22 protein-coding genes are annotated in these 24,112 nt (G+C 60.2%); 8 read left to right on the plus strand and 14 right to left on the minus strand.

Features of this window, described 5'->3' with window-relative positions:
- Positions 1-7 precede the first annotated feature (7 nt).
- Positions 8-448: a DUF4913 domain-containing protein gene (locus tag DC347_RS19285; protein ID WP_109864110.1), complete on the plus strand. Its 441-nt coding sequence runs from the start codon at positions 8-10 to the stop codon at positions 446-448.
- Between the two features lie 96 nt (positions 449-544).
- Here DC347_RS19285 and DC347_RS19290 read toward each other — a convergent pair whose 3' ends face one another.
- Both DC347_RS19290 and mftR read right to left on the minus strand, forming a co-directional pair.
- On the minus strand, positions 545-874 hold the full coding sequence (locus DC347_RS19290; RefSeq protein WP_109864111.1) for an Lsr2 family protein: 330 nt from the start codon (positions 872-874) through the stop codon (positions 545-547).
- 1,290 nt (positions 875-2,164) lie between these two features.
- Positions 2,165-2,755: a mycofactocin system transcriptional regulator gene (mftR, locus tag DC347_RS19300; protein WP_109864113.1), complete on the minus strand. Its 591-nt coding sequence runs from the start codon at positions 2,753-2,755 to the stop codon at positions 2,165-2,167.
- Between the two features lie 127 nt (positions 2,756-2,882).
- Between mftR and mftA the strand changes: the two genes are divergently transcribed.
- The 6 genes from mftA to mftF all read left to right on the plus strand — a co-directional run bounded on the left by mftA (position 2,883) and on the right by mftF (position 8,246).
- Positions 2,883-2,987, plus strand: a complete 105-nt coding sequence (mftA, locus tag DC347_RS19305; protein ID WP_109864140.1) for a mycofactocin precursor MftA — start codon at positions 2,883-2,885, stop codon at positions 2,985-2,987.
- Positions 2,988-3,001: 14 nt separating this feature from the next.
- On the plus strand, positions 3,002-3,301 hold the full coding sequence (gene mftB / locus DC347_RS19310; protein WP_109864114.1) for a mycofactocin biosynthesis chaperone MftB: 300 nt from the start codon (positions 3,002-3,004) through the stop codon (positions 3,299-3,301).
- Positions 3,294-4,529: a mycofactocin radical SAM maturase gene (mftC, locus tag DC347_RS19315; RefSeq protein ID WP_109864115.1), complete on the plus strand. Its 1,236-nt coding sequence runs from the start codon at positions 3,294-3,296 to the stop codon at positions 4,527-4,529. The genes mftB and mftC overlap by 8 nt, the downstream gene beginning before the upstream one ends.
- Positions 4,530-4,556: 27 nt before the next feature.
- Entirely contained in the window at positions 4,557-5,759 is a 1,203-nt protein-coding gene (mftD, locus tag DC347_RS19320) for a pre-mycofactocin synthase MftD (protein ID WP_109864116.1), read from the plus strand.
- On the plus strand, positions 5,756-6,508 hold the full coding sequence (gene mftE / locus DC347_RS19325) for a mycofactocin biosynthesis peptidyl-dipeptidase MftE (RefSeq protein WP_109864117.1): 753 nt from the start codon (positions 5,756-5,758) through the stop codon (positions 6,506-6,508). The genes mftD and mftE overlap by 4 nt, the downstream gene beginning before the upstream one ends.
- A gap of 325 nt (positions 6,509-6,833) precedes the next feature.
- Positions 6,834-8,246 carry a mycofactocin biosynthesis glycosyltransferase MftF gene (gene mftF / locus DC347_RS19330; RefSeq protein ID WP_109864118.1) on the plus strand — a complete coding sequence of 471 codons (1,413 nt, stop codon included), beginning with the start codon at positions 6,834-6,836 and terminating at the stop codon, positions 8,244-8,246.
- Positions 8,247-8,693: 447 nt separating this feature from the next.
- On the opposite strand, the gene DC347_RS19335 is transcribed toward mftF, so the two are convergent.
- The 11 genes from DC347_RS19335 to DC347_RS19390 form a co-directional block, all read right to left on the minus strand.
- A complete protein-coding gene (locus tag DC347_RS19335; protein ID WP_109864119.1) occupies positions 8,694-9,266 on the minus strand; it encodes an adenylate kinase in 573 nt (190 codons plus the stop codon).
- Between the two features lie 637 nt (positions 9,267-9,903).
- The gene (locus DC347_RS19345) at positions 9,904-11,049 is read right to left on the minus strand and encodes a bifunctional 2-methylcitrate synthase/citrate synthase (protein ID WP_109864121.1); all 1,146 of its coding nucleotides are present in this window, start codon (positions 11,047-11,049) and stop codon (positions 9,904-9,906) included.
- Complete coding sequence (prpB, locus tag DC347_RS19350; protein ID WP_109864122.1) at positions 11,042-11,986, minus strand: methylisocitrate lyase; 945 nt, start codon at positions 11,984-11,986, stop codon at positions 11,042-11,044. The genes DC347_RS19345 and prpB overlap by 8 nt, the downstream gene beginning before the upstream one ends.
- A complete protein-coding gene (locus tag DC347_RS19355; protein WP_109864123.1) occupies positions 11,986-13,506 on the minus strand; it encodes an MmgE/PrpD family protein in 1,521 nt (506 codons plus the stop codon). Before DC347_RS19355 ends, prpB begins: the two co-directional genes overlap by 1 nt.
- A 117-nt stretch (positions 13,507-13,623) precedes the next feature.
- Positions 13,624-14,385: an SDR family NAD(P)-dependent oxidoreductase gene (locus DC347_RS19360; RefSeq protein WP_109864141.1), complete on the minus strand. Its 762-nt coding sequence runs from the start codon at positions 14,383-14,385 to the stop codon at positions 13,624-13,626.
- A 46-nt stretch (positions 14,386-14,431) separates the two neighbouring features.
- Positions 14,432-15,625: an acetyl-CoA C-acetyltransferase gene (locus tag DC347_RS19365; RefSeq protein ID WP_109864124.1), complete on the minus strand. Its 1,194-nt coding sequence runs from the start codon at positions 15,623-15,625 to the stop codon at positions 14,432-14,434.
- Positions 15,626-15,914: 289 nt separating this feature from the next.
- Positions 15,915-17,564 carry an AMP-binding protein gene (locus tag DC347_RS19370; RefSeq protein WP_109864125.1) on the minus strand — a complete coding sequence of 550 codons (1,650 nt, stop codon included), beginning with the start codon at positions 17,562-17,564 and terminating at the stop codon, positions 15,915-15,917.
- A complete protein-coding gene (locus DC347_RS19375; protein WP_109864126.1) occupies positions 17,561-18,508 on the minus strand; it encodes a CoA ester lyase in 948 nt (315 codons plus the stop codon). Before DC347_RS19375 ends, DC347_RS19370 begins: the two co-directional genes overlap by 4 nt.
- A 68-nt stretch (positions 18,509-18,576) precedes the next feature.
- Positions 18,577-20,040, minus strand: a complete 1,464-nt coding sequence (locus DC347_RS19380; protein ID WP_109864127.1) for an aldehyde dehydrogenase — start codon at positions 20,038-20,040, stop codon at positions 18,577-18,579.
- Between the two features lie 54 nt (positions 20,041-20,094).
- Positions 20,095-20,952 carry an SDR family NAD(P)-dependent oxidoreductase gene (locus DC347_RS19385; protein ID WP_109864128.1) on the minus strand — a complete coding sequence of 286 codons (858 nt, stop codon included), beginning with the start codon at positions 20,950-20,952 and terminating at the stop codon, positions 20,095-20,097.
- Complete coding sequence (locus DC347_RS19390) at positions 20,852-21,697, minus strand: mycofactocin-coupled SDR family oxidoreductase (protein ID WP_165838082.1); 846 nt, start codon at positions 21,695-21,697, stop codon at positions 20,852-20,854. The genes DC347_RS19385 and DC347_RS19390 overlap by 101 nt, the downstream gene beginning before the upstream one ends.
- Positions 21,698-21,807: 110 nt before the next feature.
- On the opposite strand from DC347_RS19390, the gene DC347_RS19395 reads away from it, so the two are divergent.
- Positions 21,808-22,770, plus strand: a complete 963-nt coding sequence (locus tag DC347_RS19395; protein WP_165838083.1) for a LysR family transcriptional regulator — start codon at positions 21,808-21,810, stop codon at positions 22,768-22,770.
- Positions 22,771-22,935: 165 nt separating this feature from the next.
- On the opposite strand, the gene DC347_RS19400 is transcribed toward DC347_RS19395, so the two are convergent.
- A complete protein-coding gene (locus DC347_RS19400) occupies positions 22,936-23,874 on the minus strand; it encodes a cyclase family protein (RefSeq protein ID WP_165838084.1) in 939 nt (312 codons plus the stop codon).
- Positions 23,875-24,112 lie beyond the last annotated feature (238 nt).

The following is a 24,112-nucleotide window of genomic DNA, read 5'->3' on the forward strand; positions in this document are numbered from 1 at the left end:
AGTAGGCATGACTATCGAGATTGGCCGGTTCAGTGAAGCTCCCAGTTCCAACGCGCAAGAAGCTGGCGCTGATGACGGCGAGCAGCAGGAGCCTCCGCAGCTGGTCTACGGCTCGGCCGAGGAATTCCTGCACGAGCAACTGCTCCCCACGTACGTCCGTGACGTGGACGGTCGTGCAGCGAAGTGGTGCACTGAATGGTATTTCCACCCTGAAGCTGTCTGCCGGGTGGAAGCGCTGTGGCGGGCTTGGGAACACCTAAGACTCGACGGGGCCACCGGCATGAGCGTCTGGTTCAAAGACCACGCAGACCACCACATGAGCGTGCTCCTGGATCCGCGCGGGCCGTTCTACAAATGCGACATGCAAAAGCACCGGGACCCCGAACACCTCGAACCAAAGAAGGCTCCGGCCGGCTGGTTTCCGGACGTGCGGACTATTTTCTCCTAGAAACAGGAAGCTGCGGGATGAGGTCAGTTCAACAAAAAATAAGTCGGGGCTGGAATCTGTTAGAGATCCCAGCCCCGACTTTTGGTTGTTTCGGCCCTAGTGAGCGGCTTCGTATTTCCTTACGACTTCCGCTTGAATACGACCACGAGTATTTACTTGGATGCCGTTCTCAACTGCCCACATCCGTACCGCTTTTGCATCCGGTCCGCCCTGCGAGGACTTCGTTCGGGGCGCCGGACGACCACGGCCGCCGGATACCCTGCGTCCAGCGTCGGTAAAACGGCTCAGGGCTCCGCGCAGTTCATTTGCGTGCCCCTCGTTCAGATCAATCACGTATTCACTGCCGTCGAGGGCGAAAGATATCGTCTCGCTGGCTTCCGAGCCATCAATGTCATCTTCCAGAACCACGACCGTCTTTCTTGCCATAAAACGATTTTAACAGCCTGCTGAACGAAAGGGATGTGCCACTCGCAGGTGATTAATAGACCGCTGAGGAGACCAAGCAGGACGGTGCTAACTTTCGAAACAGCTGGGCCATAAGAAGTGCGCAGCGAAAGGCACTGACGAAGCGAGCAGTCCACAGTTGGGGTCAACTCGGGTTATCCACGGCTGAAACCGGGAGCCATCGGGAAAGCTCCCTCAACAGCAGTAGCGGTGGACAACCCGTCAGGATTGTCCCCGGCTGTGGGCAGCGGAACCAATCGTCCAGACGCCCTCTGGACAATTGTGCAACAGCCTGTTGCGCAATCTCCTAGTCCCCGCGAAAATCTCCATCGTTCGGGCAACTGCCGGGCGGCATATCCCGCAATTTGTCTTATCGGGGTTATATCTTTCGGGTATGCTCCACGATCTTGTATCCGCCTTGGCACCGATGCTTGGAAGACTGCTGCGTGCAACTCCACCTAAGAGTTCGATGGAGGCACGGACTCACCGGCTAGTGCATTCATTCGATTTCCGCTTTACACGTTCGACAGCGAGTCGCCTGGACGAACTGGCCCGGGACGATGCCGCAATAGCCAGCCGGGTGGAATCGGAATACCCCGTCTCCAGGGCGCTGCCCTGGATAGCTGGGACTGGTGTCCTCTTGATCGTTGTGGCGTTCGGGCTGCCCTTGGCTTCGCCTTTTTCGCCGGCGTTGGCGATGCTGATGATTGCTTGTGCGCTGCCGGGTTCATTCCTGCTCCTCATCACTGTGAGGGTTACACAAGTCATTCGCTTTCAGCGCGCCAGGCTTACCCGCGCTCTGAGGAATCGCGGGCGGGGGCGGCTGAACCGGCGCGTGATCGAATCTATGACAAATGACATCCGTTTGTATGGTGCTGACGGCCCTACGAATAGAGAGTTCGCGCTCTTGCTTTTCCGCGGCACGCCCCTAAAGGGTGCTGCGCTTGCACCATGATCGACTGATCGACCCGGCATTTCCTTACCGGCAGAACGGCCAGATGATGGTTCCAGACAGGCAATGTCGGGATAGACCCTAAGACCTTCTCACTAGAACGTAGCGAAATGCGGGTTTGGACCCTATCTTGGCAGCGAACGCGTCCCAATCTGACGTCAGGTTGGGGTGTACACCAGCTGACGATGGCTGAACTTTGATGCCCGCACCAGCCGCAACATTCCGGTCACCCGGATCGAGCACAGCTAATGCACCGCTGCCATGAGAAACCGAGCCTTCGCAGCTGCATTATTCGGCAAGGGGGGATTTTCTGAAGCCTCTTAGCGCAGGTACGAGCGAAGCGCGTCCATCTCCAGCTGCAGGATGCGGGTCAAATCACTGTGTGGTTCACGAAGCCACTGCTCGTACGATGAGACGGCCAGTGCCAGGCTCACGTGGCCGGCGAGGCGGGGCATCAGCCCATCCGGCTCCACGTCCAACCGGGCTGCCACGTAGTTCTCAATGACCCCCCGCCACGCGGCGTACCGGAGGGCTGAATGGGCCTGAAGAGTCGGTGTGCCCAGAATCAGCCGCATCCTTGTCCGGTGTTGCGGCAAGGATGGCTCATCAAAATCGTTGAAGGCTACAACACAACGGTGAACGGCATCGGCAACCGGCACGTCCGAAGGGACAGCAGCCAGTTGCGCGGCAAAGACGCGCAGGCTTTGATCGAACTGACCCCACGGGATGTCGTTCTTGGACGGAAAATAACGGAACAGTGTCCGGCGTCCCACACCCACAGCCTCCGCAATCTGTTCCATCGTCGTCTCATCAAACCCCTGTTCCTCGAACAGCGTGAAGGCGGCGCGTTCAATAGAGCCATGGTCCGTTACGGCCCGGCGGCCCGGGGAGCGGTTTGCGGTTGCGGTCATCGTGAGAACAATTTAGCAGCCTTCCTCTCTCCCTCTATCTTTTTGGCGCTGAGTGCCATTATTCTAATTCCTACCTCTTCCGGACGGTCCGGAGAGCCCGTACAGCAGGGAGAAAACAGTGGACTACATGAACCCGAACCATGCATCGGAAGGTACCGAGGAATCCGAGGAACTGGTCATCGAGGACCTCGTCGAGGATGTGTCGATCGACGGCATGTGCGGCGTGTACTGAGCACGGCCAGATCCATGAAGACGACCAGCACAGACGCCATGCTTGACGAGGGGTGGGTGCTGTCCCCGGCCGTGGCGCTGAGACCGGAACCGTTCGGGGCCATGGCTTACCACTTCGGCAACCGCAAGCTGACATTCCTCAAAAGACCCGAACTTGTCCGGGTGGTTCAGTCCCTTCAGGACAGCGGAACGGTGCGGCAGGCACTGGCCCAGGCAGCTGTCCCTGAATCCCAGTGGCCCGCGTACATTGCCGCCCTGCGAAGTCTGGCGGCAACTGACATGATCCGCGCCATGGAAGGAAAGACCAATGACTGACACCATCAGCACGCCCGTAACACGCCCCTCGGGCGGTTCCTTGGTTGACCAGTTCGAATTCGGACTTGATGCCCCGATCTGCTTGACCTGGGAGCTGACCTACGCCTGCAACCTGGCCTGCGTACACTGTCTGTCGTCGTCGGGACGACGTGACCCCCGCGAGCTGACCACGGAGCAGTGCGAGGCAGTGATCGATGAACTGCAGCGCATGCAGGTTTTTTACGTCAACATCGGGGGCGGGGAACCGACAGTGCGTCCTGATTTCTGGCACCTATTGCAGTACGCCGTAGACCACCAGGTCGGCGTGAAGTTTTCCACCAACGGCATCCGCATCGACAAGGAAAAAGCGGCCTTCCTCGCCTCCACCCCATACGTCGATGTCCAGATCTCACTGGATGGCGCCACCGCGGAAGTCAATGACTACGTCCGCGGACCCGGATCATACGACACAGCCATTCGGGCCCTGAAGAACCTCAAGGAAGCCGGTTTTAAGGACGCAAAGGTCTCCGTGGTGGTGACCCGGCAAAACGTGAACCAGCTCGATGATTTCAAACGGATCGCCGATGAGCAGGGCGCGACGCTGCGCCTGACCCGTCTGCGCCCATCAGGACGCGGCGCCGACGTATGGGATGAACTGCACCCGCTGCCCGAGCAGCAGCGCATCATCTACAACTGGCTCATAGCCAACGGCGACAACGTTCTCACCGGTGACTCCTTCTTCCATCTCGCACCCTTTGGAGAGAGCCTGCCAGGGCTGAACCTGTGTGGGGCAGGCCGGGTCGTATGCCTGATCGACCCGGTCGGGGACGTCTACGCATGCCCCTTCGCGATCCACGAAACCTTCCTCGCCGGTAACGTCCTGAACGCGGGGGGTTTTAGGGAGGTCTGGCAGGAATCGGCGTTGTTTACCGAACTCCGCTCCCCACAGACCTCAGGGGCGTGCACCAAGTGCGCGTTCTTCGACACCTGCCGCGGTGGCTGTATGGCGGCGAAATTCTTCACGGGCCTACCGCTGGACGGGCCTGATCCGGAATGCGTCCAGGGCTACGGTGAAACCGCCCTTGCCGGCGACCGTAGCCGTCCACAACCCAGCCAGGACCACTCGCGGTCCGCCCTCCCAAAACGGGCGCAGCCCGTCATGGTCCAACTCAGTCTCAAAAGGCCCGAGATCACCGCCCCGCCTGTATCGGCCTGCGCTGCCAGCCCGCTGGCCGGGTTCAGGCCTTAGGCACAACACAAATTTTGAAAGGCAACCATGTTAAAGAATCCCTGGGCTCAGAACCCTTGGTTCGAATCTGTAGCCGAGGCCCAGCGTCGGGCCAAGAAGCGACTCCCGGCGTCCGTCTACGCTGCCCTCGTGGCCGGCTCGGAGCGGGGCACCACGCTCGATGACAACACCGCCGCGTTCGGTGAACTCGGCTTCGCCCCCCATGTCGTCGGCCAGCCGGCCGAACGTGACCTGGCGACTACCGTCATGGGTCAGCACATCTCCCTTCCCGTCATGATCTCCCCGACAGGGGTGCAGGCTGTGCACCCGGATGGTGAGGTGGCCGTAGCCCGCGCCGCCGCGGCGCGCGGAACCATCGTGGGGCTGAGCTCCTTCGCCTCCAAGCCGGTGGAGGAGGTCACTGCTGCCAACGAAAAGACGTTCTACCAGATGTACTGGACCGGGACTCGGGACCAGATGGTCAACCGCATGGAACGGGCGAGGGCCGCGGGCGCCAAAGGCCTGATCATCACAACGGACTGGTCATTCTCCATGGGAAGGGATTGGGGCAGCCCGGAAATCCCGGAAAAGGTCAATCTTAAGGCAGCCGTCAGGCTCGCCCCCGAAGTTGCCTTGAAGCCCCGCTGGCTGGCCTCGTTTGCGCGCAGCCTGCCGGATTTGACGGCACCAAATCTCGCCCCTGCGGGGGAGAAAGGACCCACCTTTTTCGGCGCCTACTACGAATGGATGAAGACCCCTCCACCGACGTGGGAGGACATCGAATGGATGGTCACCACTTGGGGTGGCCCTGTCATGCTGAAGGGCGTGTGCAGGGTTGATGATGCCCTGCGCGCCGTAGATGCGGGCGTCACCGCGATCTCGGTGTCCAACCATGGAGGAAACAACCTCGACGGCACACCAGCTCCAATCCGTGTTCTGCCCGCGATCGCCGGTGCAGTAGGCGATCAGATAGAGATCGTGCTTGACGGAGGAATTCGCCGCGGCAGCGATGTTGTTAAAGCGCTGGCCTTGGGGGCACGTGCCGTGATGATCGGACGCGCTTACCTCTGGGGACTTTCCGCTAACGGGCAGGCGGGCGTCGAAAACATTCTCGACATCCTGCGGGGAGGCATCGACTCCGCTTTGATGGGTCTGAGCGTCCCCTCGGTGCAGGACCTCCGGCCCGAACACCTGGTCATACCTCCCGGATTTGTCCGCCAGCTGGGCCTTCCTGCACCAGTGCGCTTATGACTATCAGCTGGCAAGAACTGGGTGATCTCGCGTGGCCCGACATTCACAGCCGACCGATGGTCATGGTCCCGGTGGGGTCCACCGAACAGCATGGACCCCACCTGCCCCTGGACACGGACACTGTTATCGCGACGGCGGTGACTATCGCCGTCGCAGATGCTGTGTCCCTTAGAACAAACGGACAGGTGCTGGTAGCACCTGCAATCAGTTACGGCTCCAGCGGCGAGCATGAATCTTTCGCCGGTACGGCGTCGATCGGGTTCGAGGCTCTGCGGTTCCTTGTCGTCGAGCTCGTCCGGTCCCTGTCCGCCTGGTGTGGGCGCGTCGTCCTCGTCAACGCCCATGGCGGAAACGTCGCCGCTGTCTCGGCTGCCGTGCGCCAGCTCAGGGCAGAGTGTCATGACGTCGCCTGGCTTCCTTGCGTGACCGAAGGCGGCGATCTCCACGCGGGACGGGTGGAGACTTCGCTGATGCTTCACCTCAGCCCAGACACTGTCAGGCTGGAAAGAGCCGTTGCGGGGGACATTCGGCCTCTGGCGGACATTCTTCCGGAGCTGAAGGCCCACGGTGTCCGCGCCGTTTCGCCCTCCGGAGTGCTGGGCGATCCAGCCGGCGCCTCCGTCGGAGAAGGACAGCGCTCACTGGAGCTGATGGTCGAGGATGCCTTCCGGCGCCTTACACATGGCGTCGCGGATGATCACGGCATGCTTGCCGTTGATCGGCGGGGGACCGTGCGGGTGCCGGCATGAACGGGACTCCCCATCAGGCCGGCACCGAACCGCCTATACCGCAGGACATCGACGTGCATGGGCCTCCGATTCCGGGCGAGTGCCCTGTCGAGCCTCCGGCAGGGAATTCGCAGTGGCCCACTCTAGAGGGCGTCGCAGTGCAGCGCAGGGGCCGAACGTACTTGCAGGGACCGGTGGATGCCGCCAGACCAGACAGCTCCGGGCCTTGGCTGGCCGCGTTGGGCAACGCCGGCAGGGAACTGATCTGGCAGGACGGCGGTTTGACGGTCCACGTTTTAGAACCGCAGGCGCTGGGCCACAGCTCTCTCCGCCATCAGGAAATCATATGACGACCTCCCGACCAGGGCTCGTTCCGGGGACCATCGTTAAGCTAAACCGACGGGTACGAATTTCCGGTGGCGGCAGGGAGCTCATCGGCGGTTCACCGACCCGGGTCCTCTATCTATCGGAGGCAGCCAGCCGAATGATCGTGAATAGGAAGGTTTCGGTCAATGACGCCGGGACCGGCCTGTTGGCCGACCGCCTCCTTGAGGCGGGTATGGCCGATCCGGTGCTCGCGTCGCTGCCGGACCTTGATCTCGCAACCGTCACGGTCGTTGTTCCCGTTTACGGCCGCCCCCTTGCCTTGGACAGACTGCTCACTAGTATCGGCAGTCAACACAGGGTCATTGCGGTTGATGACTGCTCGCCGGAGCCGGAGCCCATCCAAGCCGTTGCGGAGAAGCACAACGTCCAGCTCTTGCGGCTGGCGGTCAACGGCGGCCCGGCACAGGCCCGCAACGCAGGGCTCAAGCATGTAGCCACGCCGTATGTGGCCTTCGCCGATTCGGACGTCATCGTCGACACAAACACCATCTCGCTGCTCCTCAAGCACTTCAATGACCCCCAAGTGGGCTTGGTCGGTCCCAGGGTGCTCGGTCTCGATGACGGCGAAGGAATGAACTGGATCGAGCGGTATGAAGAGGCCCGGTCCTCGCTTGACCTGGGCGTCTACCCAGCCACGGTCCGTCCACGTTCTCCTGTCTCCTGGCTTCCAGGGGCGTTCCTTCTCGCCAGGGCAGATGCCTTGGGAGAAGGATTTGATGCCGGCAGCCGAGTGGGGGAGGACGTGGACCTCGTCTGGCGTATGGCGGAACAAGGCTGGCGGGTGCGCTTTGAACCCGAGGCGAAAGTCTGGCACGAGCACCGCCAAGCTGTTGCTGCTTGGTTGTCTCGGAAGGCCTTCTATGGAACTTCCGCGCACGTCCTAGCCCTCCGGCACTCCGAGGCGATAGCACCAGCGGTCTTTGCACCTTGGTCGTTGGCGGTTGTGGCAGCGATCCTCTTCCAGCGCCCCTGGTCGGTTCCGGCTGCAGGGGCCATTACCACCCTTGCTGGATGGCAGATCACGAGGAAGCTTGGTCGAAGCGAGCACCCAGTCCGTGTGGGTGCGGGCTTGACGGCTCGCGGACTTATGGCGGCACAAACGCAGACTATGGCGCTGTTGGTCCGTCATTGGTGGCCTCTGGCCGTTGCGGGAAGCTTTTTCTCCCGCAGGCTGCGTCGGGCGCTCCTCATCTCTTGCGTGGTTGACGCCCTCTGGGAGTACCGCCGCACCCGTCCCCAACTCGATCTATTCCGGTTCGCTCTGGCACGCCGCCTCGATGATCTAGCCTACGGATCCGGGGTTTGGTACAGCGCGCTGAAAGGAAGATCCCTACGGTGTCTTCTGCCCGATGTCAGGAGAAACCCCAAATAGGACATCCGGGCACGGTCTCCGACCAAAACGCCGATGGGCCGGCTTTCGAGCCGGCCCATCGGCGTCTAAAGGAATGAGGCCTCCGAGTTGCACGTAAAGGTTGAACTATTGAAGAACGGCGCCATGAAGTACGACGCCCTCGTGGCGGGAGCGGGCGCTGCCTTGCCCCCTACCGCCCTATAACTGAGCGAGGATCCTCTGAACGCTCGATGCTGCGCTGCTGGAAGCCGGATCCGTCCCGGCGGATCAGTCAGGCCTTCCCGCCGAAACTCCTGAATGAGACCAGGTGGTCGAGCCGACCCCGTCGCTCATAGGAACGAACTTTAGCCAAGCGATAAATGGTGCCGTACCTTTCGGCAGTCCTTGAGCTGAGCTCCTTCCTGGTGGCTGCCGTTCAGCAGCCACCAGGAGGGGAAGTGAAGTACCTGCTTCGAGACTCAGAGCGATTCAGAGGCTTACGCTAAGCGCCTCGAGCGTACGCTTCGTGATGTCTTCAACTTCGCCAGTGCCGTCTATCTGGGTCAGAAGATCACGCTCTGCGTACAGAGTGATGACGGCTTGTGTCTTCTGCTCGTACAGGTTCAGTCGGTGAAGGATCACGGCTTCGGTGTCATCAAGTCGGCCTTCTTCCCCGGCACGGTTCAGGAGGCGTGTGACGAGTTCGTCCTCTGGCGCCGTCAACTGCAACACAGCATCAAGTTTTTGACCGCTCTCCGCCAGCACGTGGTCCAGATAGTCCGCTTGCTCACAAGTGCGCGGGTACCCGTCCAAGATGAATCCGCCTTCCACGTCCGGCTCGCCGAGCCGGTCACGCACCATGTGATTGGTGACGCTATCCGGCACAAAGTCGCCGGCTTCGAGGAATTTCTTGGCTTCGACGCCAAGCGCGGTTCCTCCGTCAACGTGCGCGCGAAAGAGCTCTCCTGTCGATATCGCTACCACACCCAAGTGCGTGGCAATTCTTGTTGCCTGAGTGCCCTTTCCAGATCCGGGAGGGCCCATGATTATCAGTCTGGCCATTACAGTGCTCCTTCTTGTGGGTACGCTGGTGTACTTCTGCTTTTGTAGGACAAATGTTGTGTTGAAAGGCCAATTGTTAGCAGCCGGATTCGGGTAATACCCGGCTTAGCTTTAAACTGGGAGCTGGCTGTATGCAGTGCGGGTACTTTACTGCGCGTCGGGGAGAAAACTGCCTCACGAAGGCGCTCTTGGTGTCAGTTCCTGCCGCTATACAACTGCTTTTCGAATCCCAGCGGTGGTTCGTCCCATGGGTATCGCGCGTAGACCTGATACCCATCAGACCTCGGGATCATTGTTCTCCTGCCTTCCTCGGCCCACGACAGCCATAAAATTGAGTTGTCGGGCATGACATGGGCAACGGTGCCCGTCCTGATGGTCTTGTCAGGGCACCGGACTTCCACAAATTGACCTACAAGTCGGAGCCAATCGGGCTGCAAGTGAAGGGTCATAAATTCCTCCTCCGTCGGCGGGATCCATCGCGGCCTTCCGACCACGTCCCTGCACTCATAACTCCTGCGGCCCCTCGGACTCACAGTTATCTGGCACCGACCTGAAAAAGCGGTGAGGCGCCGTAGTCGTTGCGAATATTTGATGATCCCAGTGATCATCCGACGCCTCACCGCAGCTCAGCACGGCACTAGCGAGCAGTTACCGCTCGTTGTTCAGGCCCCTTGTAGGCACTCAGCGGGCGGATAAGCGAGTTTGCGGCCAGCTGTTCCATGATGTGAGCCGTCCATCCGGTGATACGGCTGGCCACAAAGATTGGTGTAAACGTGGGGGTGTCGAAACCCATGAGGTGATAGGTCGGGCCGGTCGGGTAATCCATGTTTGGTTTGATGGCCTTGGCCTCATCCATGGCTTGCTCAAGTCCGTTATAGAGACCATGAATTTCGGGACGTCCATAGTGCGCGATCATCTTGTCCAGGGCGGCCTTCATGGTGGGCACCCTGGAGTCGCCGTGCTTGTAGACGCGGTGGCCGAAGCCCATGACCTTCTTCTTCTTGGCCAGGGCGTCTTCCATCCAGGCCTTCGCGCGTGCTGCCGCTTCCTCGAGAGACTCTTCCTGCCGGATGCCGATTTCGTCAAAGGTGTGCATGACGGCCTCGTTGGCACCACCGTGCAGCGGGCCCTTGAGGGCCCCGATGGCTCCGGTCACTGCGGAGTGCAGGTCGGAGAGCGTGGACGTAATCACCCTGGCGGTGAACGTAGAGGCGTTGAACGAGTGCTCGGCGTAGAGGATCATCGAGACGTTGAAGGCTTCCACTACTTCCGGGACCTGTTCTTCGCCGAAGGCCATCCACAGGAAGTTCGCCGAGTAGCCCAGGTCATCCCGGGGCTCTACAACATCCTGCCCGTGGCGTCGGCGCTGGTCGTAGGCCACCACGGCCGGCATGGCAGCGAACAGGTCCACGGCCTTGGCCATGTTGGCCTCCCGGGACGAGTCCTCAGCGAGAGGATGCAGCGCGCCCATTACCGACACCGCAGTCCGACAAACATCCATCGGGTGGGCTGTCTCTGGCAACATGTCGATTACTCGCTTCACCCCTGGGTCAAGGACCCGGCCGGCCTTCTCCCTGCGGGAGAAAGCCTCAAGCTGCGCTCCGTCAGGTAATTCACCGTTCCACAGAAGGTAGGCGACTTCTTCAAAGCTGCACTTGGCCGCCAGTTCATGCACCGGGTAGCCGCGGTACAGCAGCGAGTTTGTTTCAGGATTCACCTTGGATACGGCGGTATAGTCCACCACTACGCCGGCGAGTCCCTTTTTGACGTCCTGTTCAGCCATGCTGAAACTCCTTTGTAATGGTTCTTGGCTCCTGGAAAGTGCCCGGAATTTGAAAGTTGAAGACGCCCGAATCGAACTGATTGTAGGCCTGGTAGTCGACGAGGTCGTAGAGGCGTGCACGCGTCAACATGGTCCCTGTCGAAGCTTCCTGGGTACCGTCAAGCCGGAGAGTATCCAGTACACGCTCAGCGGCGCCCATGGCACTACGGAGCAGGGTGACTGGGTAGATCACCATGTTCACGCCGACTTTCTGAAGTTGCTGAACGGTGAAGAGATCGCTCTTACCGAACTCTGTCATGTTGGCCAGGATGGGCACATCCACAGCGTCACGGATGGCCTTAAATTCATGCAAATCACGCATGGCTTCGGGGAAGATCGCGTCGGCGCCGGCGTCAACGAGTGCTTTGGCCCGGTCCTTCGCAGCGTTAAGCCCGTCGGTGGCGCGGATGTCGGTGCGCGCCATGATGAGGAAGTTCGGGTCGCGCCGGGCGTCGGCGGCGGCGCGGATCCGTTTGGTGGCGGTCTCGAGGTCCACCACGTTCTTGCCGTCGAGGTGGCCGCAGCGCTTGGGGTTGAATTGGTCCTCGATGTGGAGGCCGGCCAGGCCGGCGTTTTCGAGTTCCTGTACGGTGCGTGCCACGTTCATGGGTTCGCCGAAGCCGGTGTCGGCGTCCACGATGGAGGGCAGGTCTGTCATCCGGGAGATCTGCCCGGCCCGGGTGGCCACCTCGGTGAGGGTGGTCAGGCCGATGTCCGGCAGGCCGAGGTCGTTGGCGAGGACGGCGCCGGAGATGTACACCCCGGCGAAGCCCTTTTCCTCGATCAGCCGTGCGGAGAGCGGGTTGAAGGCGCCGGGGAACTGCTGGATGGTCCCGGAGGCGAGCAGTTCCCGGAACCGGATCCGCTTCTGCTCCGGGGTGGTCTTCGAATACAGCATCAGAAGAGTCCCTTCGGTGCTGCCGCCAGGTCGATGACGCCGGGGGCGGCCTTGATGTTCAGCTGGTCCAGCTCGCCTGCGGCGAGTTCGGGGAGGCGTTCGACGGCGGCGAGGAACCTTTCGATCTCGGCCTCTTCCACGAGCCCGGCGGCGAGGGTGCGGAACTTGTTGACGTACTGCTCGCGGGCGAACGGCCGGGCGCCCAGCGGGTGGGCGTCGGCGACGGCGATCTCGTCGGTGATGACGGTGCCGTCCTTGAGCGTGATCTCCACCGAGCCGCCGAAGGCCTTCTCGGCGATGTCCAGGCTGTGGTAGCGGCGGGTCCATTCGGGATCCTCCACCGTGGTGACCTTGTGCCAGAGTTCCACCGTGTCCGGCCGGCCTGCGCGCTCGGGGGAATAGGAGTCGACGTGGTGCCAGGTCCCGTCCTGCAATGCGACGGTAAAGATGTACGGGATGGAGTGGTCCAGGGTTTCCCTGGACGCGGTGGGGCTGTACTTCTGGGGATCGTTCGCGCCGGAGCCGATCACGTAATGCGTGTGGTGGCTGGTCTTGATCAGCACGGACTCGACGTTGGCCGGGTCCGTGACCTCCGGGTGCTCGCCGTGCAGCTTGCGGGCCAGGTCGATCCAGGCCTGCGCCTGGTACTCGGCAGAGTGTTCCTTGGTGTAGGTGTCCAGGATGGCGCGCTTGGCCTCGCCGTCCTCGGGCAGCGGGACGGTGTAGTTGGCATCCGGGCCATCCAGCATCCACGCGATCACGCCGTCTTCGCCTTCGTAGATCGGCACCGGGGAGGTCTGGCCCCGCATGGCACGGTCCGCGGACTCCACGGCCATCTTGCCGGCGAACGCCGGGGCGTGGGCCTTCCAGGTGGAGATCTCGCCCTTGCGTGACTGCCGGGTGGCGGTGGTGGTGTGCAGCGCCTGACCCACGGACTGGAAGATGGTCTCCACATCGAGACCCAGCAGCGTGCCGATGCCGGCCGCGGCGGAGGGGCCGAGGTGGGCCACATGGTCGATCTTGTGCTTGTGCAGGCAGATGGCCTTGACCAGGTTCACCTGGATCTCGTACCCCGTGGCGATGCCGCGCACCAGGTCCTGGCCGCTGGCGCCCACGTGCTGGGCAACGGCGAGGATCGGCGGGATGTTGTCGCCCGGGTGGGAGTAGTCCGCGGCCAAGAACGTGTCGTGGAAGTCCAGTTCCCGGACGGCCACCCCGTTGGCCCAGGCCGCCCATTCCGGAGCGACGCGCTCCTCGATACCGAAAATCTTCGAGCCCTGGCCACCGGTGGTGGGGCCATGGGTGAGCGCCTGGGCGCGGGCGGCGACGATGGGAGCCCGGTTCAGGGACGCGATGGCAACAGAGGCGTTGTCGATGACCCGGTTGATCACCATGTCGGTGACGTCATCCTTAACCGACACAGGATCCGCGGCCACCTTGGCGATCTTGAAGGCAAGCTGGTCCTCGCGGGCCAGGTTCTCCTCGCTCTTGTAGACGCGGACGTGGTGGTTCGTGACCATAGTGCTCCTCTTGGTGATGTCATAGGGGTGGTGCGCGTTTTCGTGAACGACTTCGTCAGGGAGGTCCGTCGAGCCGTCGCTGTCGATGCCGCCTGGCGTCCTTGCGAAAAGGCCGGCTTATTTCGATGCCATGCGTATGGCTCCATCGAGCCGGACGGTTTCACCGTTTAACATGGGGTTGTCAACGATGTGCATTGCTAGTGCCGCGAATTCACCGGCCTTCCCCAAACGGGAAGGGTGAGGAACTTGTTGCGCTAAAGAGTCCTGAGCCTGTCGCGGAAGGCCTGCCATCATGGGCGTTTCAAAGATTCCCGGTGCGATAGTCATCACCCGGATCTGATGCCGGGCGAACTCGCGAGCAAGCGGTAGCGTCATGGCGGCAACGCCTCCTTTGGATGCGGCGTACGCCGCCTGTCCGATTTGGCCGTCGAATGCTGCCACAGAGGCTGTATTGACGATGACGCCGCGTTCTCCAGCTTCTGAATTTGTCTTCGCTATATGAACCGCAGACGTCCTCACAACGTTGAACGAGCCAACCAAGTTGATACGTAAGACCTTTTCGAAATCTTCCAATGGAAGTACTCGGTCTCGTCCGAGTACTTTTCCTGGTCCAACGATGCCGGCACAGTTGACCACAACGCGCAAGTCACCAAGGGACGCAGCATACTCGACGGCTGATTCAACGTCTTCACTTGAGGTTACGTCAGCGGGGACAAACGCAGCACGTGCACCAAGGGCCGCCGCTGTGGCCGAACCATCGGAATGTGGCAAATCCAAGAGAACAACACGTGCACCTCGCGCATGCAGGGCTTGGGCTGTGGCTTTTCCAAGACCTGACGCTCCGCCTGTGACCAACGCTACGGACCCATCATTTAGCAGCACAGGTTCTCCCTATTCGGACCATGGGCTGGTGCATCTTCAAACATCATCGCCCCTGTTTGGGGACGGTGAGCAAGAGTGCGTCGCCCTGGCCTCCTCCGCCGCAAAGTGCGGCGGCACCTGTGCCGCCGCCGCGACGCTGAAGTTCCAATGCCAGGTGAAGGGTGATACGTGCGCCGGACATTCCAATGGGATGACCGTAAGCAATGGCTCCGCCGTTAACGTTGACCCGTTCGGGATCGACCCCGAGCGCCCGTGTGGAGGCGACACCCACCGCTGCGAAGGCTTCATTGATCTCAATCAGATCCAAGTCAGACGGGTCAATACCAGCCGCCTTGCATGCTTTCTCGATCGCCCCTGAAGGCTGGAACTGCAGCCCCGTGTCGGGTCCGGCAAACATGCCATGCTCGCCAATTTCCGCCAACCACGTCAGCCCCTCAGCCTCGGCACGTTCCTTGCTCATCACCACCAAAGCACACGCACCATCGTTGATAGCCGAGGCGTTACCTGCGGTAATCGTTCCGTCAGGCCGGAACGCGCTGCGAAGGCTTGCAAGGCTCTCCACGGTTGTATCAGGCCGTATTGTTTCATCGCGCCGGAACCAGGTCGCAGGTCCTTTGCGTGTCCGCAGTTCAACGGGTACCACTTCATCCTCCAGAAGGCCGCGATCCCATGCCGCTGCCGCTCGTGTGTGTGACCTCAGCGCAAACCGGTCTTGGTCTTCCCTGGATACGAAGTTCGAGTCATTCGATGTCTCAGTCAGCAAGCCCATAGGGCCCTTCGTGAATGCGTCCTGGAGACCGTCAATCGCCGTATGGTCCGCCATTGTAATTTCGCCATACTTGACGCCTACGCGGGACTTAGGCAGCAGGTGAGGCGCCTGGCTCATCGACTCCATACCGCCGGCAACAATCACGTCGAAAGCACCTGAGCGAATAAATTGATCCGCAAGGATAATGGATTCGATTCCCGAGAGGCATACCTTGTTGACGTTCAACGCAGGAGTCGTCAAGGGGATACCGGCTTTCGCTGCTGCCTGCCGGGCGGGCATCTGCCCGGCGCCCGCTGTCAGCACCTGGCCCATGATTACGTACTCGACCTGCGAGGGCTGGACGCCGGCCTTTTCGAGCGCTGCACTTATTGCAATACCGCCCAAATCAGCTGCTGAGAACTGACTCAGGGATCCGAGCAATCGTCCTATGGGCGTGCGCGCTCCGGCAACTATGACAGAGTTCGGCATGTAACCCTCCAATTCATCGTGAAACTCAGTGGTTGAAGCGGCTTGTCACCGCTCGCTGGTGTCGGCGCTGATTGCGCGACGCTGCGCCAGCATGTTACGTGGGGATCTGTACAGTTCAATCGGCTTGCAGGGCGAGTCGGCGAGAAGCACAGGGATGTGGAACGAACTGCGCCTTTGAAGACCTGCTGGCAACAGTTGCTTCCTCCGGGTGCGCATTGGGAGTTAGATCCTGATGGGACCGGCATCTTAACTTGAACGGATTTGACGGTCGCTTACCCGGAGCGGTCCCTTAGGATTGGCGGGACCCGAGAGCCGGGCTCCAATCGGATGTCCTGAGGGTCCCTGGAGTCAGTCCATTGACTCCTTCTTCGCGCAGAGCTGACTTGAGAACCTTGTACGTTCGAGTGCGCGGTACTTCCTCTCTGACTTCAATGAACGAGGGAACCCAAATCGGAGGAAGCTCCAGAGTCAGCCTCTCAATGACGCTCCGCGGGTCAAGGTCCCTCACTTCCCCTTGAGGTATAAGAATCAATTTCAGGTCGAATTCGTTGCCAGGGGCGGCCACAGGAATCACAAAGGCTTCACGCACACCTGTACACATGCGAGCCGCCTCTTCCACGTGAAAAATCGGAATATTGTGCCCCTTGCGGCGGATTGTGTCACCGCTGCGTCCAAAGAAGTGGAGGTAGTTTTCCTCGTCAAAGCATCCGATGTCTCCTGTATGGAACCACAGGTTGCTTGAGGCTTTGACCGTTGCTGCCTCGTAGTTGTAGTACTGCTGGAGCGCTGTATACGGTGTCCTGGGCCTGAAGCAGATGTTGCCCTTTTCTCCAATCGTGCACGGCTGGTCCCAATCGTCCAGCACTTGTACTTCGAAGTGGGGGTTGCTGCGACCGAGCACTTGTCCACCGATTGCGCAGGAGGTTGCAAGCTGGGGTCCTGGGTCACCGGGACGGCGGTAGGCAAGCATGGATCCCTCGGTGAGCCCGTAGGCGATTAGAAGTTCGACACCGAACCGTTCTTCGAAACCGCTGCCCGGAACGCCGATATACGCCAGGCGGGCCGAATGGTCGCGGTCTGACGGGGATTCAGGTTTGGCCATGAGCAAGTTGATCACCGGCTGTAGAACATGCAGACGGGTTGCTTTTTCCCTGCGCACAGTGTCCCAGAAGCGGCTCAGCGAAAAGCGTGCGTCAATCACGCATGTTCCGCCGGCGAATGTCATGGCCAAGACACCCATGACGCTGGCAAGATGATGGGAAAGTGGGAACGGCGTGTAGAGCACGTCTTCGTCGGTAATTTGCATCAGTTCGACGAAGTGCGAGGCCCAGACTTCGAGGTGGGATTGGGTGAGCATCGCAGGCTTGGCGGGGCCGGTGGTTCCGGACGTGAATCTGATGGACATGTCGGCTCGTGGGTCACGGTGTACAACCTGGTTCTTGCCGGCTGTCAGCACTTCCGGAACACGCGTTGATGCGTCCACGGGGGAGCCCTCACCCCAGATAACCAATGGAAGATCATCAAGTCCGGCGTCGCGGATGGTTTCGGCCTGCTCGGGGTTGCAGACCAGGATCTTGACGTCCGAGGACGAGACGTAGTGGCGGAGCATGGCGGCTTTCGACTCTGGGTCAATACCGACATCGACAAATCCTCCGATCATGGCCCCTGCCCAAGATACGACCCAGTCAAGACCATTAGGGAGCATGATTCCTATGTGCTCTCCTACGCCAAGCCCGGCCGAGCGAAGAAGTGCGGCGAATCCGAGTCCTCGATCGATAAGTTCTGAATATGACAGAGACCGGGACGTGGCGGCACAACGGACAGCGTCAGCCTGTGGTTTTTGTTCTGCCCAGTACAGCAGCCGGCGGGTCAGCGACCGCTCAGCCACAGGCCGCAGGGTCACTCCCTTTTCCTGGCGGTCTGTGAGTGCGGCGGTCACACCCCTGCTCCTTTGCCAGCTGGCGTGGTCGCTCCTGCGGCGGCGAGCATGTGACGTGCACTGTTGACGTTTCCGATATCCAGAAGGGTGCCGGCATACTTCGTTGCTCCAAGTCCCGTGGAGAGGGCCTCGTCATAGGTGGACAAGACCTCGGCCGCGATTCGCAGGTCATCTTCAGACGGTGTGAACGTTTCGTTTGCGACGTCGACCTGCGAAGGGTGGATGGCCCACTTTCCGTCGAATCCCATGTGAAAGGCTTGAAGTGCCTGCCGACGGAAACGCTCGTTGCCGTCGCCGTAAGTGGGGAAGGGGGTGTCAATGGCTAGGATCCCGGCTGCCCTCGCTGCCAGTAGGATGGACCATCGCACGGAGTGCCATACGTCCAGTGTGTCGTCATAGGGCATGAAGCCAGATCCGTAACGGGCTCCTACTTCGGCAGAGAGATCGCCGCCACCGAGGACAAGGGCTCCGACGCGAGGTGCCGCGGTCGCAATATTTGCCACGTCGAGGACAGCTTGGGGCGTTTCAATGAGGACTTCAAGCTCAATGGGTGCCAGGCCTGAGGCCTTTTCAAGGATTGAGAGTTCACGATCAAGCTCGACAATTTCCTGCGCAGACCGGACTTTAGGGACAACAATGACGTCCAAGGAGGCTCCGGCCTCGCCAACTACGACTTCGAGGTCGCGCTTCGCGTGCTGTGTATCCATGTGGTTGATTCGAACGGCACGAACTTTTCCGCGCCAGTCCAGCGTATTGAGACCGTTGACGACTTTGTGCCGTGCGCTCTCCTTCTGGTCCTCGGCCGTGGCGTCCTCGAGATCCAGGAACACCATGTCGGCGTCAGAGCGGATAGCACTGGAGAACATCCATTCATTGCTGGCAGGCGTGGCAAGTTCGGACCGTCGGCGGCGCCGGTTTTGCTTGTTATTTGCGGGTGTGGACATTGTGAAAAGCTCCTAAGAATGTGGAGTGGGCTTCGGCGTGTTGCGGCGGCCCAGCGTGAGCCAATGGTTCAGTACCGGTTCGGGACGATCGTGCTCTTCACCAGGGTGAAGTCATCTACTCCTTCGGGGCCGCGTTCGCGGCCGATTCCGGAGATCTTGTATCCGCCTTGGGGCGCCGCGCAGTCAGCGCCGTGGTTGTTGACGTGGACGCTGCCGGACTGAATTTGTGCTGAGACATGGATCGCACGTTCGACGTCCTGGCTCCAGACGCTCCCTGACAGGCCATAGTCAGAATCGTTGGCGATGGCGATTGCTTCCTGATCGCCGTCGTATTCAATCAATGCGTATACCGGCCCAAAGATTTCCTCGCGAGCAACGCGCATTCCGTTATGAACGTCAGCAAAAATGGTCGGTTCAACAAAGTATCCGCGGTCCTGCTGTGCGGGCCGTTGGCCTCCGAGCAGTATCCGAGCGCCTTCGTCGCGGCCTATGCCGATGTAGCCTTCAACCCGATCCCGTTGGACTGTCGAGACGAGTGGTCCAATGAAAGTTTCTTCCTTTTCCGGGAGGCCCAAGGGCAATGCCCGGACGTGCTCAACGATGGCTTCTCTTGCTTCCCGCGCCCGTGATTTAGGGATGAGAATCCTGGTAGGTGCCGTGCAGGCCTGGCCGTTAATGAAGGCCATTGCCACCGCAAGATTTGGCACTGCCAGGCTTAGGTCCACGTCATCGAGGAGAATGGCGGCGGACTTGCCGCCCAGTTCCGTCGTGCAGCCAATCAGCCGCTCGCCGCAGAGGGATGCGACGCGTCGACCCGCAGCGACGCTGCCTGTAAATGAAACCCTGTCCACTCCCTTGGCCGTGACCAAGTACTCGCTCGCGGTGCGCTCGGCGCTGACGATGTTAAGAACACCATTGGGCAAACCGGCGGCCATAACGATATCCCCAAAAGTGTCCATAATAAGCGCGGCTTCGGGCGACGGTTTCAGCACGACCGTGCATCCGGCCAGGAGAGCTGGCGCTGCCTTCATGGCGGCAGTGATGTGCGGGCCGTTCCACGGCAAAATGCCGACGACCACACCTGCCGCCTCCTTACGCACTAGTATCCTGTTTCCCTGGTTTGGGCGGTCATAGGCCGACCTCTCCTCAAGCCATGGATACGTATCCGCCATCTCAGCGTAGTATCGCCACAGATCAACCGCGATGCGGATTTGCGCCAGACGTGACTGAGTTATGGTCGAGCCCATTTCCGTCGTCAGATCTGTAGCGAGTTCGTCCGCACTGGATTCCATGGCGTCTGCGATGCGGCGAAGGTAGTCTGCTCGTTCGCGCGGAGCGAGACGCGGCCAAGGGCCAAAATCAAAGGCTGTTCTTGCAGCGCCAACGGCCCGGTCCATGTCCGCGGTCCCGGCAAGTTGGATAGTCCCTATTTTTTCCTCAGTGGCGGGGTTGATTGCCGGTGCCGTCTCTTCGGAATACGGCCTAACCCACTCGCCGTTAATAAATAGCCCGTTGGATGTGTGGTTCAACATGAGTGACGCCTGTTCGCTTGTGCTTGTTTGGCCCACGTTTGGGGTCTGATCGGATTAGCGGAGTGCGGAGCCGATGGAGATGCCGCCGTCGACGTCCAGCACGACGCCAGTAACGTAACCAGCCGCGCTTGAGCAAAGAAAGGCGGCGGCTTCCGCAATGTCCGCCGGCGACCCGATCCGCTTCATTGGGATTCTGCCTGCCAGTTTTTGACGGCCACCCTCATCCATGCTTGCGAGCATTGGTGTATCGATAAGTCCGGGTGCAATTGCATTGGCTGTTACGCCGTAGGGCGCACCTTCCAAGGCGGCGACACGGGTAAGGCCAACGACACCGGCCTTGGCCGAAGCATAATTTGCCTGTCCAAAGTTGCCGCGCCAGGACATCGAGGACATGCTCAGGATCCGCCCGTAGCCCTGCTGTTTCATATGTGGGAAAACTGCGCGGATGCCGCGGAAGACGCCGGAGAGATTGACGTCAACCACTTTCTCCCAAGCATCGTCGTTGGTCTTTTCCAGCCGGGCATCTTCGATGATTCCGGCGTTGTTGATTAGGACGTCGATGCGCCCGTGCTTTTCCGCTACGCGGTTGACCCAGCTGTTGACCTCATCAGTTGAGGTGACATCGACGCCGCTGATGGTCCCGCCGTCCAGATGTGGTTCAAGATCTGTCAAGGATTCCTGCCGCAGGTCGCAGGCGTGGACAACGCCGCCTTCAGCGGCGAAACGTTCGGCCATGGCACGGCCAAGTCCTTGGGCCGCGCCGGTAACCAGGATGACGCGGCCCTCGAAACGTGAGGATTGACTCACTAGTTCACCCCACCTTAATGCTCTGGCCAGCGTCGACGGGCAAAACAACGCCAGTGATGTACCGAGCTTCGTCAGATGCAAGCCACAAAACGGCGTTGGAAACATCGCGGGGTTCTAAGAAGGCTACCGGCAGCAGGTTGAGACTGTAGAAGCCGTCCATGCAGTCGTCCATGGTGGGGTTTGGCAGGTCCGGTCGGAATACCTTGTAGGTTGCTTCGTTCGTGACCATGTCAGTACGGACCGCGGTAGGGCAGATGCTGTTGATGCGTATTGAATCTGAGGCCCATTCATTCGCGAGGGTACGGGCCATGCTGATAAGCCCGCCCTTTGCAGCAGCGTAGTGGTTGAGGTTTCCCAAGCCGAGGAGCGCGGAGCTGGAGGAGGTGATGATAATGGATCCCCCGCCGGCGTCGCGAAGGTGGGGGTAGGCAGCCTTCAGCGTATGGTAGACACCTTTCAAATTGATCTCATAGGAGACGTCCCACAGTTCATCGCTGGTGTCTGCTCCGGTCCCGAACGTCATCACGCCGGCGTTGGCCGAGACGATATCGAGTCGGCCCAGAGCTTCCACTCCCTCGTCGACCAGCTTCTTGAGACCATCAGCGTCTCGCACGTCCCCTTCGAATGCGACGATTTTGCGTCCGAGACCTTCGACGGCGGCAACCGTTTCATCAAGGTCGGCCCGTGTCGAGCCTGCGTAAGGTACCGTCTCGATGTCTTTGCAGATGTCGACTGCGATGATGTCTGCGCCTTCTTCAGCGAGCCTTATGGCATGTGAACGTCCTTGGCCACGTGCTGCCCCTGTAACAAGGGCGACTTTTCCGCTTACTCGTCCCACTGTTTCCTCCATTCATCGCTTGAACTGTATATTCAAGGCTGGATTCTGAGTTTTCTAGCGGTTTCTACGCTAGATGTGCGACGCTCGTCACGTCTAACTCTTTCTACTTGATGCATTTATTGATGGGAACAATGATGGAACTGCGGCACTTGGAGCACTTTGTGACTGTCGCGGATGAAGCAAACTTCACCCGCGCGGCGGAACGGTTGTTCATCACGCAGTCCGGCCTCTCATCATCAATCAAGGCTCTGGAACGAGAGCTGGGGGCGTCCTTGTTTGAAAGGACTACGCGCAGAATCAAACTGACCGCCGAGGGGAGAAGGCTGTACGAGGCATCGGCGCAGGTTTTGAAGGCCGTGGAGATTGCTCGGCAGTCCGTAAGTCCTGCTGATTCCTTAAGCCAACACACACTGCGAGTCGGATCGGTGCCGGCCGGGGCTGGCGTTGAGCTGGCTCAATGGATGAGGAAACTTTATCGACAGCATCCAGGTTTGTCCGTGGAGCTAACTGTCAGAGCGCGGATAAGTGAACTCCTCGACATGGTGCTGAATGACCAGCTGGATGCTGCGTTCGTCACGATGCCGGAAAGGGCTCCGACTGGATTGCTGTGTCAGCCACTGGCTACTCACCCCATGATCCTTGCTTGCCACCGCGACCATCGTCTGGCCGGAGAGGTGTCAGTATCGCTGCAAGATCTGGCAGATGAAGACTTCGTCGACTTCGCCGATGACTCGCCGACGCGCTTGGCAAATAATCGTGCCTTTGAACTGGCGGGTATTACCAGGCACGTGCGGCTTACTTGTGATGAAATCCAAATGGCGCTGGAACTTGTTGCGGCGGGGGTCGGCGTAGCTCTCGCACCGAGGCCCCTGGCCCAGGCGAGCAGGGCACACATCGTCTCGGTTCCCCTTCGCGAAGAGAGCCTTGTATGGACTTCTGCTCTTGCCATAAAGCCTGGAGCTCGGCGATCGCCCGTAGTGTCTGCCCTGCTGCAGATTGTCAGTGCTTCGGAAGGCCGCCCGAATGATGACCTGCACAGGCAAATGGACGACACGAGCGCCCCAACCGCCGGAGGGCTCCCCTAAATGTCTTGTCCGATGGACCGCACACCGTCCCAGTAGTTGCGTTCCCGTACTTGGGGCTGCGGGAGGGGCACTACGAGCAGCTGGCATTGCATGGATCGGGGCGCTTTGCTGAGATTATGATCCAGACCGGAAGAGGATGGTGGTTACTCGGGAGCGTGTGGGCTGTTAGAAAACAGCTATTGCGTTGGCGGGGGATCCTGAGCCCTTGGGCAGAAGGAGAGGAACCGACACCAGGAGGAACTCATATCGGCCGTGTGCAGCGCAGAACTCTGCGAGCTCGTCAACAGCCCACAGCTCCCCGAACGGCATCCCTAACAGGGCAAGCATTCTGCGGTGCAGGAAGCCTTCTTCCTTTTCGATTGGAAGTGCTTCAACCGCCGGGTTGTCAGCTGCTACCGCCGCAAGGCCGGAATCCCAAAACCATTGGGCCATTTTCGTGTCGGGGCTGACTCCAGGGCTGTTCAGTCCACCCGCTGTCAGCGAGCCCTGGAGGTGATGTTTCTGCGCTGCAGACAAGCCTTCGTACCAGCCCAGCCACCCTGTCCGGATTATCAGGATGTCTCCCGAGCGCAACTGGGAACCCTGGGACTCGAGGGCATTCTCGATATCTTCTGTGGTTATGAGATCCCTGCTTGTCGGATCTAGGGGAGTGCCCGAACGTTTTCGCATCGCCGCCACGTCCGCCAGCACCCCTCGGGTAAATATCCCTTCCGGGGCCAGGCGGTCGATCCCCAGCCGCCCATTTTCAAGGTGGTCTTGCTGCAGCCCTCCGTAAAAGCCATGTCGGCCGTATCGGATGTGCCGCAACCCGTCCCAGTGTGAAGCGCCCTGCGGATAGAAATTGTCGAGCTTGTCGTCGGAGCCGCCACGGTCAACGAGCTCAACATGCAAGGGCGGGTTCCTGTCCGGGCTCAAGGTCGTAACCGCATGGTTCAGCGGGAGCCCGAGGGCAAATGAGCGTCCTAGCCTTACCTCACGTGCCGCAGCTTGCCTTACCTGGTCGGTGATGCGGTTCAACGTTCCCCGATCACTGGAGTCAAGTTCCCAGGCGTGCTTATCGGACGTCCCATCGAACGTCGGCAAGTCTTCGTAGTTCAAGACCATGTCATTCTCTCCTCGTGTCCACAAATGCATTGACAGTGTGACCCCTACTCCACGGAAGTGTCCATCAGTTATGGGTTTCAGTCGGAAAAGTCGATGTTTCATAAGGTGGAGTTGTAAATCTCAGTTTCAGAGCGTGTTGGACCTCACATTCAGCCGCATGTCACGCTTTCGGAAGTGTCGGCAACGAGGCCGACGAAGATGGAAAGCAGGAGCCAATATGGGCACATTGTCAGAAGCG

It is taken from the genome of Pseudarthrobacter sp. AG30 (assembly GCF_003116525.1).
Classification (GTDB): Bacteria; Actinomycetota; Actinomycetes; order Actinomycetales; family Micrococcaceae; genus Arthrobacter.

Excerpts from the sequence above, each read along its gene's own strand:
- DC347_RS19285 (WP_109864110.1), top strand. The coding sequence starts at position 8 with ATGACTATCGAGATTGGCCGGTTCAGTGAAGCTCCCAGTTCCAACGCG.
- DC347_RS19290 (WP_109864111.1), bottom strand. The coding sequence starts at position 874 with ATGGCAAGAAAGACGGTCGTGGTTCTGGAAGATGACATTGATGGCTCG.
- mftR (WP_109864113.1), bottom strand. The coding sequence starts at position 2,755 with ATGACCGCAACCGCAAACCGCTCCCCGGGCCGCCGGGCCGTAACGGAC.
- mftA (WP_109864140.1), top strand. The coding sequence starts at position 2,883 with ATGAACCCGAACCATGCATCGGAAGGTACCGAGGAATCCGAGGAACTG.
- mftB (WP_109864114.1), top strand. The coding sequence starts at position 3,002 with ATGAAGACGACCAGCACAGACGCCATGCTTGACGAGGGGTGGGTGCTG.
- mftC (WP_109864115.1), top strand. The coding sequence starts at position 3,294 with ATGACTGACACCATCAGCACGCCCGTAACACGCCCCTCGGGCGGTTCC.
- mftD (WP_109864116.1), top strand. The coding sequence starts at position 4,557 with ATGTTAAAGAATCCCTGGGCTCAGAACCCTTGGTTCGAATCTGTAGCC.
- mftE (WP_109864117.1), top strand. The coding sequence starts at position 5,756 with ATGACTATCAGCTGGCAAGAACTGGGTGATCTCGCGTGGCCCGACATT.
- mftF (WP_109864118.1), top strand. The coding sequence starts at position 6,834 with ATGACGACCTCCCGACCAGGGCTCGTTCCGGGGACCATCGTTAAGCTA.
- DC347_RS19335 (WP_109864119.1), bottom strand. The coding sequence starts at position 9,266 with ATGGCCAGACTGATAATCATGGGCCCTCCCGGATCTGGAAAGGGCACT.
- DC347_RS19345 (WP_109864121.1), bottom strand. The coding sequence starts at position 11,049 with ATGGCTGAACAGGACGTCAAAAAGGGACTCGCCGGCGTAGTGGTGGAC.
- prpB (WP_109864122.1), bottom strand. The coding sequence starts at position 11,986 with ATGCTGTATTCGAAGACCACCCCGGAGCAGAAGCGGATCCGGTTCCGG.
- DC347_RS19355 (WP_109864123.1), bottom strand. The coding sequence starts at position 13,506 with ATGGTCACGAACCACCACGTCCGCGTCTACAAGAGCGAGGAGAACCTG.
- DC347_RS19365 (WP_109864124.1), bottom strand. The coding sequence starts at position 15,625 with ATGCCGAACTCTGTCATAGTTGCCGGAGCGCGCACGCCCATAGGACGA.
- DC347_RS19375 (WP_109864126.1), bottom strand. The coding sequence starts at position 18,508 with ATGTCCACACCCGCAAATAACAAGCAAAACCGGCGCCGCCGACGGTCC.
- DC347_RS19380 (WP_109864127.1), bottom strand. The coding sequence starts at position 20,040 with ATGTTGAACCACACATCCAACGGGCTATTTATTAACGGCGAGTGGGTT.
- DC347_RS19385 (WP_109864128.1), bottom strand. The coding sequence starts at position 20,952 with ATGTTTCCAACGCCGTTTTGTGGCTTGCATCTGACGAAGCTCGGTACA.
- DC347_RS19390 (WP_165838082.1), bottom strand. The coding sequence starts at position 21,697 with ATGGAGGAAACAGTGGGACGAGTAAGCGGAAAAGTCGCCCTTGTTACA.
- DC347_RS19395 (WP_165838083.1), top strand. The coding sequence starts at position 21,808 with ATGGGAACAATGATGGAACTGCGGCACTTGGAGCACTTTGTGACTGTC.
- DC347_RS19400 (WP_165838084.1), bottom strand. The coding sequence starts at position 23,874 with ATGGTCTTGAACTACGAAGACTTGCCGACGTTCGATGGGACGTCCGAT.